Below are 12675 nucleotides of genomic sequence, written 5' to 3' on the forward strand. Positions count from 1 at the left end.
CTGGCAACCCAGAGGCGACCATGACGGTCAGGAGTTTGAGAATGACAAGATTACCGCCCCGTTCGCGCAAGGTCCGCATCCTCGCGACCCTTGGGCCCGCGAGCGACAGCCCGGAGATGATCCGGGCGCTGTTCGTGGCCGGGGCAGACGCTTTCCGCATCAATATGAGCCACGGGGCGCATGAGGATCATGCCGCGCGCATCGCGGCGATCCGGTCGCTGGAGAAGGAATTCGGCCGCCCGACGACGATCCTGGGCGACCTGCAGGGACCAAAGCTGCGTGTGGGCACCTTCGAGCGTGGACTGGCGGTGCTGGAAACCGGCGCTGCCTTCGTCCTCGATAGCGATCCGGCGCCGGGCGATGCCAGCCGCGTGAACCTGCCGCATCCGGAGATTTATGCCGCGCTGGTGCCGGAAACCCGGCTGCTGCTGGACGACGGCAAGATGGTGCTGCGGGTCAAGAAGGTGGCGGAGGATCGCATCGACACGGTAGTCGAGGTCGGCGGCACGCTGTCCAACCGCAAGGGCGTCAATGTGCCGGACGTGGTGGTGCCGGTGCCGGCGCTGACGGAGAAGGACCGGCGCGACCTCAGCTTCGCGGTGGAGCAGGGATGCGACTGGATCGCCTTGAGTTTCGTGCAGCGGCCCGAGGATCTGGCCGAGGCGCGCAAGCTGATGGGCGGCCATGGCGCGCTGATGGCGAAGATCGAGAAGCCCTCCGCCGTGCAGCGGCTGGAGGAGATCATCGAGCTGGCCGATGGCGTGATGGTGGCGCGTGGCGATCTGGGCGTGGAGCTGCCGCCCCAGGCTGTGCCGCCGCTCCAGAAGCAGATCGTGGCGCTGGCCCGGCGCATGGGGCGGCCTGTCGTGGTGGCGACGCAGATGCTCGAATCGATGATCAAGGCGCCGACGCCGACCCGCGCCGAAGTGTCGGACGTGGCGACGGCCGTCTATGACGGGGCGGACGCGATCATGTTGTCGGCGGAGACGGCGGCGGGCGACTGGCCGGTCGAGGCGGTGACGATGATGGACAGCATCGCCCATAGCGTGGAGCGCGATCCGGGCTATTTCGGGCGCCTGCACTATACGGAGACCAAGCCCGATCCGACGACCGCCGACGCACTGGCGGAGGGCGCGAGCAGCATCGTGTCGGTGGTCGGGGCAAGCGCGATCACCTGCTTCACCTCCTCGGGCAGCACCGTGCGCCGCGTGGCGCGCGAGCGGCCGATGACGCCGATCCTGGCGCTGACGCCGCGGGCGGACACGGCGCGCAAGCTGGGGCTGACCTGGGGCGTGCATGCGGTGCGGACCAAGGATATCGGCACGTTCGAAGAAATGGTCGGCAAGGCCCGGCGCATGGCGCTGCGGCATGACATGGTCGGGAAGGGCGGCAAGATCGTCGTGCTGGCGGGGGTGCCCTTCGGGACGCCGGGGTCGACCAATGTGTTGCACGTCGCGGCGATTCGGGGGGATGAGCTCAGAGGGCGGGACGAGAGCTGATTGGGGACGGGGTGGATGGAGGTGCCCCGGTCTTCATCCGTCATGTTGAACAAGTTCAGCATGACGGGTGGTGGTTGGCTATCCTTGCGCGCTGAATGGGGCGTCGATCAGGCCCAGCGCGGCGAGTTCGTCCCGCAATGTGGCTGCATCGCGAAACAGGTGCCCGCGCATTCCCTCTGCCTCCGCCGCTATCACATTTTCTTCCCGGTCGTCGATGAACAGCGCTTGTGCCGCGTGCAGGCCGAATCGCTCAAGCGCTAGCCGGTAGATGGCGGGATCGGGCTTCACCACCTTTTCCACGCCAGAGACGACGATGTCGCGGAAGGGCGCAAATAGTGCGGCTTCGCGGGCATGGAAGGGCGGCCAGAATTCATCGCTGAAATTGGTGATCCCGAAGAGCGGGATGCCGCAGTCGTCCAGTTCACGGACGATTTCCTGCATGCCCGCGATCGCTGGCCCCACGCTGTCGATGAACTGCTCGCCCCAGAGGCGAATCAGGTCGGCGCGCTCTGGATGACGGGCGATCAGTTCGGCGCTGGTTTCCGCGAAAGGGCGGCCCCGATCATGCTGCAAATGCCAGTCCAGCGTCACCACATCGTTGAGAAACGCGTCGAGCGCCTGATCGTCGTCGATCAGGCGCTCATATAGAACCCTGGGGTTCCAATGGTAGAGGACATTGCCGACGTCGAAGATGACGGCGGCTATCCCCACCCCGCTAATCAGCCCTGGCGGGCCTTGAAGCGGCGGTTGGTCTTGTTGATGACATAGGTGCGGCCGCGACGGCGGATCACGCGGTTATCCCGGTGACGGCCCTTGAGCGACTTGAGCGAATTGCGGATCTTCATGGAACCAGCCTTTGAATGAATCTTGCGTGATCGAAAAATCGAAGCGCAGCCCCTATGGGCGAGGCAGCCGAAAGTCAAGGGTAACTACCGCAATTCGCCGCCGTTCATCCCCCATGCAGCAAAGCCATGGCTTCAACGCTTTTAGGGGATTGGCGGCGCGGTGTCGTGTAGAGGATGATATCCTTCGGAGTTCAAGCCATGTTGAAAAAGATCGCCTTTCCTTCCCTGTTGGCCCTTTCCCTGAGCGCCTGCGCCACGGCCATTCCGGCGGTGGAGGTGACGCGATTCCATATCGACAATCCGGCGCGCAGCGGGACGGTCGCCATTGAGGAAATGGCGGGCAATCCCGATGTCGGCCTTGAATTCCGCACCTATGCCGCCGCCGTGGACCAGGAATTGCAGCGGGTGGGCTTCACCCCCGCCAGGGAAGGGGCGAAGAGCGACTATGTCGCGCTGGTGGGCTTCCGCCGAATCTTCCGCGAACCCAGCAGCTATGGCGCCAATGGCAAGCCGGTGAGCGTCGGCGTGGGTGGGGCCGTGGGCAGCGGCGGCTATTCGGGGCTTGGCCTGGGCATCGGCATCAATCTGTCGGGCAAGCCCAAGGGGCAGGTGATCACGGAATTGCAGGTGCAGATCCGCCGCCGGGCCGATTCGACCACCATCTGGGAAGGCCGCGCGCAGACCGAGGCGCGTGAAGGAACGCCCGCCTCTCAACCCGGTCTGGCGGCGCAGAAGCTCGCGGCGGCGCTTATCGGGGGCTATCCGGGAGAATCGGGCCGGACTATAACCGTCAAATGAGCATCTCCATCACCAGCGCTTTCGACAGCGGCAATATTCGCGTTATTTCCCTTGATGATAGCCCGGCAGGCGTTCGCGCCGAGCTGGAGATCGTCAAGGACCGGCAGAGCGACTTCTACCAATGGTTCCACTTCCGCGTGGCTGGCGTGGCCGGGCGGGAAGTCGAGCTGGCGATCACCAATTGCGGCGCGTCGGCCTATCCCGATGGCTGGCCCGGCTACAAGGCGCGGCTCAGCGAGGATCGGGAGAACTGGCTGCTGGTGGACACCAGCTATGCCGATGGGACGCTGACGATTCGCCTGTCGCCGGATGTCAATGCGGTCTGGCTCGCCTATTTCGCGCCCTATTCGATGGAGCGGCACCATGATCTGGTCGCCTGGGCTGCGTCCCAGCCGGGGGTGGAGCATCGGGAACTGGGGCTGACGCTCGACAAGCAGCCGCTCGACCTGCTGGTGGTGGGCGAGGGGCCGAAGAAGGTCTGGCTCTATGCCCGGCAGCATCCGGGCGAGAGCATGGCCGAATGGTGGATGGAAGGCGCGCTGGAGCGGCTCTGTGATGAGGAGGATGCCGTGGCGCGGCTGCTGCGGAAAAAGGCGACCTTCTACATCGTGCCGAACATGAATCCCGATGGCAGCCGTCGCGGGCATTTGCGGACCAATGCGGCGGGGATCAACCTCAACCGCGAATGGCATGAGCCATCAATGGAGAAGAGTCCCGAGGTTTTCCTCGTGCGGGGGGCGATGGACGAGGTCGGGGTGGACTTTGCCATGGACGTGCATGGCGATGAGGCGATCGCGGCCGTGTTCCTGGCCGGGTTCGAGGGGATTCCCTCGATCACCGAGCGACAGTTGACCCTATATCGCCGTTACCGCGATACGCTCGCTGCCCGGACGCCTGATTTTCAGACGAAGAAGGGCTATCCTTCCGCGCCGGAGGGCAAGGCGAACCTGTCCATGTCCACCAACCAGTTGGCCGAGCGCTTCGGCGCGGTGGCGATGACGCTGGAAATGCCGTTCAAGGATAATGACGACCTGCCCGATGCGGACTTCGGCTGGTCGCCGGCGCGGTCGATCCAGCTCGCCAAGGATTGTCTGGGTGTGCTGGTGGAGATGATCGGAGAGATCTGACCCGACAGGATTTTTCCAGGACGGAAAGAGGCAAACTTCCCCTAAAAACTTGCCTTCAGCCCGTCGATCACGAACTGCGCGGCCAGCGCCGCCAGCAATACGCCGAGCAGCCGGGTGATCACCGCCTCGATCTTGGCGCCCAGCAGCGCCATGATCGGCCCGGCCGCCAGCAGCGATCCCAGCATCAGCATCAACGTCACGACCACCGCGCCGATCACGACCAGCCGTTCGCTGATCCCCTCAGCGCGCGACATCAGCAGCATGACCGTGGCGATCGATCCCGGCCCGGCGATCATCGGCATCGCCATGGGAAAGACCGACACATCTTCGACTTCCGGCGTTTCCGCGATCTTCTGCGCCCGGTCCTCACGCCGCTGGGTGCGCTTTTCAAACACCATGTCCATGGCGATAATGAACAGCATGATCCCGCCCGCAATGCGGAAGCTGTCCAGCTCGATCCCCAGCACGCCGAGCAACTGCTTGCCCCAGAGCGCGAACAGCAGGAGGATCGCCGCCGCGATGCCTACGGCGCGAATCGCCATGCCGCGCCGCTGAGCCATGGTCGCGCCGGTGGTGAGGCTGGCATAGATCGGCGCGCAGCCCGGTGGATCGATCACCACGAACAGCGTGACGAAGGCGGAGATGAACAGCTCCGTCATCCGCCCGCCGCCACCTTGTCGTCGATCACGGTTTCATAATCCGCGCCGTTCCACATGCGCACGGTCACGCGGCGGCTGCCGTCCGTCGCGACGTCGGCGCTCCAGGTCAGGCTGTCGTCGCCGGACATCGGCGGCGTCTCGCCCTTGTCCGGCTTGCCGCCTGGCGGCGGGCCGACGGGCCGGGAACCCTCCCCGTCGCGGCTCCGCTTGCAGGTAGCGACCTTGCCAGTCAGGAATTCCGGCGCTTCACGGGCAATGGCGAGCGTGTCGCCATGGTCCATGATCCACTTCCATTCGCCTTTCTTGTCGCGCCGCCAGATGGTGGTGAAATAGCCGACCGACCCGTCCGGCCTTTTCCAGTTGCCGGTGCTGGCGGCCAGATTGCCGTCGCAGGACACGATGATGGTCGAAGCTGTCCAGCTTACCGAGGCAGGCGGATCGGCGCGGCCCTTGAGCCACTGCTTCGCCAGTACCCGTTGCGGCGTGAACATCACCGCCTCGTCCGCCGCCGTCTCGCGGAAGGCGGTCCATTGCCCCTTCTGCTGCGCCAGCCGGTTGAAGGCGAGTTCGGCGGCAAAGACGGAGCTGGGATCAGGCTGATAGCGCATCGGCGGGCGCGCGCCCGTCAAGGCCAAAAAGGTTAGGGCAAGAAACGCACAGCGCGCCTTCACACCCCCTCCGGCTTCGCCAGACCTGCCCGCGCATGCGCCGCCACCAGCGTATTGCGCAGCAGCACCGCGATGGTCATCGGCCCGACGCCGCCGGGAACCGGGGTGATGGCGCGGACATGGGCAAGCGCCTCGGCAGTGGCGACGTCGCCGACGATCCGGCTTTTGCCGTCCTCCGTATCGGTGACGCGGTTGATGCCGACGTCGATCACGGTCGCGCCGGGCTTGATCCACTCGCCCTTGACCATCTCGGCCCGGCCCACCGCCGCCACCACGATGTCGGCGCGATGCACGACCGAGGCGAGATCGCGGGTCCGGCTGTGCGCGATGGTGACGGTGCAATTTTCCGCCAGCAGCAATTGCGCCATCGGCTTGCCCACGATGTTCGAGCGCCCCACGACCACTGCTTCCAGACCCGACAGATCGCCCAGTTCATCCTTCAGCAGCATGATGCAGCCCAGCGGCGTGCAGGGCACCAGCGCCTCCTGCCCCGTCGCCAGCCGACCCGAATTGACGACATGGAAGCCGTCCACATCCTTGGCCGGATTGACCGTCCCGATCACCGAGGCTTCGTTGATATGGGCAGGCAGCGGCAACTGGACCAGAATGCCGTCCACCCGCTCGTCCGCATTCAGTTCCTCGACCAGATCGAGCAACTCTTCCTCACCGATGGAGGCGGGGAGCTTGAACTCCATGCTCTCCATGCCGACGGCGACGGTCATCTTGCCCTTGTTGCGGACATAGACCGAACTCGCCGGGTCCTCGCCCACCAGCACCACCGCCAGTCCCGGTTTTCTCCCGGTTTTCGCGATAAAGGCCGCCACCCCGTCCGCGACCTTGCCGCGGAGCGTCTCTGCGAACGCCTTGCCGTCGATGATCTTGCCGATGGTCATGATGCTTCAACCTGTTCCTTGATGATGGCGGAAAGTCTTGCGAACGACAACAGCTCACCGCCCCCCTTGATCCGCAGCCGCTTTAGCCGGTTGGTGTCACCCGATTCCAGCGAAATCGCGCTGCGCGGCCAATCCAGCCGCTTCGCCAGCAGAGCGATCAGCGCCGCATTGGCCTTGCCCTTTTCCGGCACGGCGCGAACGCGGGCACCCAGCCACTGCGCACCCTTTTCATCCGTCCAGACGCCGCCGATCTCCTCCTTCGTTGCCCCCGGCGTCAACCGGATGGAAAGGACGAGATCGCCGCCGTTCTGGCTCCAGACCGTCACACCAACCCGAAAAGCGGCGGCAATATGGCCTGGCGGATGATGAGAATGCCCAGCAGCACGACCATCGGGGACAGGTCGAGCGCGCCCAGATCGGGCAGCACCCGGCGGATCGGATTGTAGATCGGCGCCGTCATCCGATCCAGCGCGACCATCACCGTGCGCACGAAGTCATTGGAAAGATTGACGACATTGAAGGCGATCAGCCAACTCATAATGGCCTGAATGATGATGATCCACCACAGCACATCGAGCAGGATGACGATGATCTGATAGAGGGCGTAGGCCATGCGATCTCCGAATTGATGGGAATTCGCTCTAGCCGACGGGATGCCCGCGCCACAAGCGCCGAACCGGATTATTCCACCAAATGCAGGGCTTGTTCGGCCAAGAGCATGGATTTCACCAAGCCGCCATTATACCGCCATGCCATGGACTTTCGCGACGCCACCCTGGATGACGCCCCGGACTGGTGGTCGAGAATACGCAAAAGCTTGGCCCCGATGGCCGAACCCAGCCGGAGCAGCGCTATCATTGGGCTGATCCGGCGGTGCTGATCAAAAAGCCGATTACCGGCGCACTAAAGTCCCCGCACCGCGATCGGTGAAGATTTCCAGCAGCATCGCATGCGGCACCCGCCCGTCCAGGATGACGGCGGCGTCCACCCCGCCCTCAACCGCGCGCACGCAGGTTTCCAGCTTCGGGATCATGCCGCCGCTGATCGTGCCGTCGGCCTCCAGCCCCTCGATCGCCTTGGGATCGAGATCGGTCAGCAACTGCCCCTGCTTGTCCAGCACCCCCGCCACATCGGTCAGCAGGAAGAAGCGCGACGCGCCCAGTTCCGCCGCGATCGCGCCCGCCATGGTGTCGGCATTGACGTTGTAAGTATGCCCATCAGCGCCGATGCCCACCGGCGCGACGACGGGGATGATGCCGTCCCGCGACAGCGTGTCGAGGATGCTGCGGTCGACCTTCACCGGATCGCCGACGAAACCCAGGTCGACATTGCGCTCTATGCCCGAATTAGGGTCCGCTTCGCGCTTGCCCAACACCTTTTCGCAGAGGACCAGGCCGCCATCCTTGCCCGAAATGCCAACCGCCCGGCCGCCGGCGCCGGCAATCCAGCCGACGATTTCCTTGTTGATGGAACCGGCCAGCACCATTTCGGCAATCTGCGCGGTTTCCTTGTCAGTGACGCGCAGCCCGCCGACGAACTGCGATTCCACGCCCAGCTTCTTGAGCATCGCGCCGATCTGCGGCCCGCCGCCATGAACGACGACGACATTGATGCCGACCGCCTTCATCAACACGACGTCTTCGGCAAAATCGCGCGCCGCCTCGGGATCGCCCATGGCATGGCCGCCATATTTGACGACGAAGGTCTTGCCCGCATATCGCTGCATATAGGGCAGTGCCTCGACGAGGGTTTCGGCCTTGGCGAGGAGCGCCGGATCGGGGGCGTGCTTGCTGTTCATGCGCGGGCGCATAGGGCCAATGGCGCGCTATCGCAAGTTAGCGATCCAATCGCCGTCCCAAAGCGACCAGCGCATAGATGACCGGAGGCACCAAAATGGCCGATAGAGCAACCTTCGCCAGCATCTGCCCCAGCAGCAGTTCCCCGATCGGAAAGACGCCGTAAAAGGCGATGGAAACGAAGAGAAGCGTGTCCGCGATCTGGGAGAGGATGCTCGCCACCGCCGCGCGCAGCCAGAGCAGGCGGCTGTCCTTCCGCCCCTTGAGCGCCGCGAAGAGCGTGACATTCAGAGTTTGCGAAATGCCATAAGCGATGATCCCGCCCAGCCAGATGCGCGGTGTGCCGCCCATCATCAGCGCAAAGGCGTCGCGCCGGGCCGGGTCCATGTCGCCCGCCGCCGGGACGGACAGCACGACGATCGAGAGCAATATGGAAGCGATCAGCGGCAGGAACCCCACCTGCACCAGCCGGTTTGCGACCGCCCGGCCATGCAGTTCCGCGACGGCGCTGGAGATCGTCACCAACAGCAGGAAAGCGAAGATTCCCGCCTCCACCGCCAGTGGTCCCAGACCGAACCACGGCCCTATGGCGGAAAGCGGCCCCAGCGTGACCTGCTTGTTCCCCAGCACGCCCGCAATGCAGACCATGCCGCCATAGAAGATCGAAAAGACGAAGAGCGAACGCGCAATCGGCGTGGGAGGGGAAGCCATTGCAGGCACTTACCGGCATTTCATCGGAGTGGGAAGGGATAGGAGCTAACCGGTTTTGGCTATTCCGTTCCCTTACCCTTAGCTACCGGTTCATCCAAAGAGATCGCCCAGGAAATCGGCCATCGAGCGAAAGCTGCGGTGGTCGGCGTCCGGTTGATAGGCCAGGCTCCTTTCCGGCATGTTTGCGTCATGGTCCGTAAAGGCGTGGCCGGTGTGCCCATAGGCGTGAATCTGCCAGTCGCAGCCCGCTTCGGTCAGTTCTTTCGCCAGAGCGACGGTGGCTTCCGGTGGCGCGATCGGGTCGTCCCAGCCGTGGCAGATCAGCAGCCTGGAAGTGATCTTCGCGTTCGGGAAGGGGGGCGCTTCATAGACGCCGTGGAAGCTGACGCCGCCCGCTATGTCCGCGCCGGAGCGGGCGAGGTCCAGCACGCATTTGCCGCCAAAGCAGAAGCCGATCGCGGCGGTGCGGGTTTCGTCGGCTTCGTCGAGGGATTTCAGCAGGGCATGGGCGGCGTTGACGCGATCACGCAGCAGGGTGCGGTCGGCGTTCAGTTCGGCCATGTAGCGGCCCATGTCGGGATCGGCGCGGGTGGTGCGCTTGCCCTGGCCGAAGACATCCGTGACGAGGACAGTATATCCCAGCGCCGCGACCTTTTCGGCATAGGCGAAATCGGCTTCCTTGGTGCCCAGGACATTGGGGAAGAGCAGGATGCCGGGGCGCGGGGCGCTCGCGCTGTCATCGAACACCACCATGCTCTCGAACTGGCCGCCGGGACCTTCATGCACGGTGACGCGGCGGGTGATGGTCATGGGGTGGTTCCTTGTTTTGGGGATGGGGCAGGATGCGACATTAGGATGTCGTGAAGGATCGGCAAGGGGGGAGGGTTTCGGCCACAGGTGGATATTGATGACGGAAAAGAATGGCCGCTATCCACCCCTCCTAAATGTCAAAGGCTACCAAATCCCGGTGCTTCGCCACGGGCGTTGCTGTCGATGCGGGTCGGGCGTTTCCAGCCGATCCGGGGGCGTTTGCGCAGGCGCAGCGTCGGCCAGTCGCCCCTGTCGGTGCGTTCGGCCAAGCGCATGCCCTGGGCCCGATAGGCGGCCAGAACTGCATCGGCCTGTTCCTTGAGCAAGCCTGCCAGGATGATAGTGCCGCCTTCCTCCACCAGCGCGCAGAGCGATGGGGCGAGTTCGATCAGCGGGCCGGCCAGGATATTGGCGATCAGCAGGTCATAGGGCGCGCGCGTGGCGATGGCCGGGTGATCCACCCCCGCCGCCGTATAAAGAGCAAGCTGTCCCTGGCCCCTCCCGGTCGCGATGCCGTTGGCGGCGGCGTTTGCCGCGCTGATCTCTACGGCGACCGGATCGATGTCCGATGCCGTGGCATAAGCCCGTGGCCAAAGGTGCAGCGCGGCGAAGGCAAGCAGGCCGGTGCCGGTGCCGACGTCCGCGACATTGCCGAACCGCATGCCGACGCGGCGCATCCGGTCGAGCATGATCAGGCAACCCGCCGTGGTTTCATGCTGGCCGGTGCCGAAGGCGCGGCTTGCCTCGATCAGGAAATTGACATGGCCTGACGCTTCCGGGTCGCCGGGAAGGTTGCGGACGTGGAAGCGGCCTGCGGTGACGGGTTCCAGACCCTGCTGGCTCAACGTCACCCAATCTTCGTCGGGGAGCTGTTCGACCTGTGGCTTGGTGCCGGCGGCGCTGGGGACCAGGGATCGGAGCAGCTTGATCGCGGCGGGGCTGGGCTGGCCTTCGAAATAGGCGTCGAGGCGCCATTTGTCTTCATTGTCCGGTTCCGCCTCGCTGGTCATCAGCACGGGCGGGCGATCCATCAGGGCGAAGGCGGCGATGTCGCCGTCCAGCGCCTCAGCCTCGGCGCGGGTGCAGGGGAAGGTGACTTTCCAGCTTTGCGCCTTGGCTTCGCTGGGCGCGGAAGGGGTGGCAACATCGTTCATGCCGCCGCCTTTAGACCTTTGGAGGAAAGAGGGGAAGCGGAGTAGATGGCGGACATCATTTCCGTCATCCCAGCTTTCGCCGGGATGACCATATTATCAACGTCCCCTATTGGCCCCAACCGGCCGTCAGGCCACTTGGCGGCCAAAGTCGGAAGAGGCGGCGCGCAGGCTGGAGAGCTTGCCTTCCACGCTCATGAAGCCGCGTTCGAGCTGGTCGATTTCCGACGCGACCACTTCGGTATCCTGGCGGATCGCGCTGATGGTCGAGGACATGGAGTCGGCGGCCAGCGCGGTTTCGTCCACCGCCGCGGTGATCATCGTGACCGTCTGGGCCTGCGCGTCCATGGCGTGGCGAATGCGTTCGGCGCTGGCCTGAACCTCGCCCACCGTGTTGCGGATGCGTTCGTTGGTTTCGACCGACTGACGGGTCGAGGCCTGGATGTCAGCGATCTTGCCCGCGATCTCGTCCGTGGCGCGGGCGGTCTGGTTGGCGAGGCTCTTTACCTCCTGCGCGACCACCGCGAAGCCGCGCCCGGCATCGCCAGCCCGGGCCGCCTCGATCGTGGCGTTGAGCGCGAGCAAATTGGTCTGGCCCGCAATGTCGCGGATCAGGCCCAGGATCGATTCGATCGATTTCGCATGGTCGGACAGGGTCGTGGACATGGCGACGGCATCGCCCGACTGGCGGGCGGCGCGCTGGGCGACGTCGGCGGCGCTCTCAACCTCGGTCCGGGCATCCTCGATGGCGCGGATCAACCCCGCCGAGGTGCGGGCGGCTTCGCGCATGGCCAGGGCGGATTGTTCGGCGGCGGCGGCGACTTCCGACGCCTTGCCCAGCATGCCGCGCGTGGCGGCGGAGGCATCCTTCGCCTGTTCGCGCAGCGATTCGCCCAGTTGCGAGGCGCCGTCTATCTCCCCCACGATCCGCTGTTCGAACATCGTGCCGAAACGCTGGCGCTCGTTGCGCTGGGCTTCGGCTTCGTCGCCGGCGATGACGTTCGCCATCAGCCCGGCATCGACCATGCTGACCTGCATCATGATATGGACCAGCCGGCGGCGTTCCGCTTCCTCCTCCGTACGCTGCCAGATAAGGTCGATCAGCTTTTCATTGGCGGCGGCCACGGGCATCAGCACCGCGCGCAAAGGAGCGCCTTGCTTGCGGGCGTGACGGACGCAGGCAATCGAGGAAATCGCCCATTCGCCCGCTTCATAATAGCCAAGCTTCTGGCGCACATATTCATGCGCCTCCGTCTCTATCTTGGCGAGCGTGGCCGGGCTGAGCTTTGCTTTGAGGTTCGTCTGCTCGACATAGCTGTCGTAGAAGGTGCGCGCCGCCACCGTCACGTTTTCGCCCACCAGATCGCGAACCTGGCGCAATCCCTGCGCCAGTTCTCCATGCGGATCGACCTCCCTCATCATCGCAAGGATGGTGCTTTTGGGCGTGGCGGCTGAAGTCATGTGCGGCAGAACCCCAAATTAGTCTCGTTGTAGCGTCGGGAGATAGCGCCATTTGGTTAATCACTTCTTAGGGCCGACCGACATTCGGCGCCAAAGGCTTGTTCAACGGCGATTACGTGCGCTTTGGGCGACGAAAAAGCCGTATTTCCGGCTTGTGATCATCGGAATGCGGAGTGGCCCGGATCGCGATCGACTGGTCGCTGGGTCAGGGCGGCTTGCCCTCTTGGCGGTTCGCTCCTAAGGGGACGGGACTCGAG

Annotated in this window: 15 protein-coding genes; 3 read left to right on the forward strand and 12 right to left on the reverse strand. The window is 64.6% G+C overall.

Annotation, left to right across the window (positions count from 1 at the left end; translation table 11 throughout):
* Positions 1-41: 41 nt before the first annotated feature.
* A complete protein-coding gene (pyk, locus tag K426_RS06410) occupies positions 42-1499 on the forward strand; it encodes a pyruvate kinase (RefSeq protein WP_082748457.1) in 1458 nt (485 codons plus the stop codon).
* 78 nt (positions 1500-1577) lie between these two features.
* Here the strand turns inward: pyk and K426_RS06415 are convergent, their stop codons facing one another.
* Together K426_RS06415 and ykgO are read right to left on the reverse strand one after the other, a co-directional pair.
* Complete coding sequence (locus K426_RS06415) at positions 1578-2210, reverse strand: HAD family hydrolase (protein ID WP_066555210.1); 633 nt, start codon at positions 2208-2210, stop codon at positions 1578-1580.
* Positions 2211-2218: 8 nt separating this feature from the next.
* On the reverse strand, positions 2219-2344 hold the full coding sequence (gene ykgO, locus K426_RS06420; protein ID WP_004210176.1) for a type B 50S ribosomal protein L36: 126 nt from the start codon (positions 2342-2344) through the stop codon (positions 2219-2221).
* Between the two features lie 198 nt (positions 2345-2542).
* Here ykgO and K426_RS06425 point away from each other — a divergent pair, with 198 nt between their 5' ends.
* Positions 2543-3142, forward strand: a complete 600-nt coding sequence (locus K426_RS06425; protein ID WP_066561445.1) for a DUF4136 domain-containing protein — start codon at positions 2543-2545, stop codon at positions 3140-3142.
* Positions 3139-4269 (forward strand): M14 family metallopeptidase, encoded by a 1131-nt coding sequence (locus K426_RS06430; protein ID WP_066555213.1) that lies wholly within the window; start codon positions 3139-3141, stop codon positions 4267-4269. Before K426_RS06425 ends, K426_RS06430 begins: the two co-directional genes overlap by 4 nt.
* A 41-nt stretch (positions 4270-4310) precedes the next feature.
* On the opposite strand, the gene K426_RS06435 is transcribed toward K426_RS06430, so the two are convergent.
* The 10 genes from K426_RS06435 to K426_RS06480 form a co-directional block, all read right to left on the reverse strand.
* Positions 4311-4928: a MarC family protein gene (locus tag K426_RS06435; protein WP_066555217.1), complete on the reverse strand. Its 618-nt coding sequence runs from the start codon at positions 4926-4928 to the stop codon at positions 4311-4313.
* Positions 4925-5599, reverse strand: coding sequence for a hypothetical protein (locus K426_RS06440; protein WP_066555219.1), 675 nt, complete (start codon positions 5597-5599; stop codon positions 4925-4927). Before K426_RS06440 ends, K426_RS06435 begins: the two co-directional genes overlap by 4 nt.
* Complete coding sequence (folD, locus tag K426_RS06445; RefSeq protein WP_066555220.1) at positions 5596-6489, reverse strand: bifunctional methylenetetrahydrofolate dehydrogenase/methenyltetrahydrofolate cyclohydrolase FolD; 894 nt, start codon at positions 6487-6489, stop codon at positions 5596-5598. Before folD ends, K426_RS06440 begins: the two co-directional genes overlap by 4 nt.
* Positions 6486-6815, reverse strand: a complete 330-nt coding sequence (locus K426_RS06450) for a DUF167 family protein (protein WP_066555221.1) — start codon at positions 6813-6815, stop codon at positions 6486-6488. Before K426_RS06450 ends, folD begins: the two co-directional genes overlap by 4 nt.
* On the reverse strand, positions 6812-7102 hold the full coding sequence (locus K426_RS06455; RefSeq protein WP_007688568.1) for a YggT family protein: 291 nt from the start codon (positions 7100-7102) through the stop codon (positions 6812-6814). Before K426_RS06455 ends, K426_RS06450 begins: the two co-directional genes overlap by 4 nt.
* A gap of 279 nt (positions 7103-7381) precedes the next feature.
* Complete coding sequence (gene argB / locus K426_RS06460) at positions 7382-8299, reverse strand: acetylglutamate kinase (protein WP_066555223.1); 918 nt, start codon at positions 8297-8299, stop codon at positions 7382-7384.
* 25 nt (positions 8300-8324) lie between these two features.
* On the reverse strand, positions 8325-8996 hold the full coding sequence (locus tag K426_RS06465) for a queuosine precursor transporter (RefSeq protein WP_066555230.1): 672 nt from the start codon (positions 8994-8996) through the stop codon (positions 8325-8327).
* Between the two features lie 90 nt (positions 8997-9086).
* A complete protein-coding gene (locus K426_RS06470) occupies positions 9087-9806 on the reverse strand; it encodes a dienelactone hydrolase family protein (RefSeq protein WP_066555232.1) in 720 nt (239 codons plus the stop codon).
* A 137-nt stretch (positions 9807-9943) separates the two neighbouring features.
* Positions 9944-10960: a 50S ribosomal protein L11 methyltransferase gene (locus tag K426_RS06475; protein WP_066555235.1), complete on the reverse strand. Its 1017-nt coding sequence runs from the start codon at positions 10958-10960 to the stop codon at positions 9944-9946.
* Positions 10961-11086: 126 nt separating this feature from the next.
* A complete protein-coding gene (locus tag K426_RS06480; RefSeq protein ID WP_176392446.1) occupies positions 11087-12418 on the reverse strand; it encodes a methyl-accepting chemotaxis protein in 1332 nt (443 codons plus the stop codon).
* Positions 12419-12675: the final 257 nt, after the last annotated feature.

Origin of the sequence: Sphingobium sp. TKS (assembly GCF_001563265.1) — a bacterium.
Lineage (GTDB): Bacteria > Pseudomonadota > Alphaproteobacteria > Sphingomonadales > Sphingomonadaceae > Sphingobium.

Bases quoted from the DNA above. Each gene is read 5' to 3' on its own strand.
- K426_RS06455 (WP_007688568.1), bottom strand. From the start codon at position 7,102: ATGGCCTACGCCCTCTATCAGATCATCGTCATCCTGCTCGATGTGCTG.
- K426_RS06430 (WP_066555213.1), top strand. From the start codon at position 3,139: ATGAGCATCTCCATCACCAGCGCTTTCGACAGCGGCAATATTCGCGTT.
- K426_RS06435 (WP_066555217.1), bottom strand. From the start codon at position 4,928: ATGACGGAGCTGTTCATCTCCGCCTTCGTCACGCTGTTCGTGGTGATC.
- K426_RS06470 (WP_066555232.1), bottom strand. From the start codon at position 9,806: ATGACCATCACCCGCCGCGTCACCGTGCATGAAGGTCCCGGCGGCCAG.
- folD (WP_066555220.1), bottom strand. From the start codon at position 6,489: ATGACCATCGGCAAGATCATCGACGGCAAGGCGTTCGCAGAGACGCTC.
- pyk (WP_082748457.1), top strand. From the start codon at position 42: ATGACAAGATTACCGCCCCGTTCGCGCAAGGTCCGCATCCTCGCGACC.
- K426_RS06465 (WP_066555230.1), bottom strand. From the start codon at position 8,996: ATGGCTTCCCCTCCCACGCCGATTGCGCGTTCGCTCTTCGTCTTTTCG.
- K426_RS06480 (WP_176392446.1), bottom strand. From the start codon at position 12,418: ATGACTTCAGCCGCCACGCCCAAAAGCACCATCCTTGCGATGATGAGG.
- argB (WP_066555223.1), bottom strand. From the start codon at position 8,299: ATGCGCCCGCGCATGAACAGCAAGCACGCCCCCGATCCGGCGCTCCTC.
- ykgO (WP_004210176.1), bottom strand. From the start codon at position 2,344: ATGAAGATCCGCAATTCGCTCAAGTCGCTCAAGGGCCGTCACCGGGAT.
- K426_RS06425 (WP_066561445.1), top strand. From the start codon at position 2,543: ATGTTGAAAAAGATCGCCTTTCCTTCCCTGTTGGCCCTTTCCCTGAGC.
- K426_RS06475 (WP_066555235.1), bottom strand. From the start codon at position 10,960: ATGAACGATGTTGCCACCCCTTCCGCGCCCAGCGAAGCCAAGGCGCAA.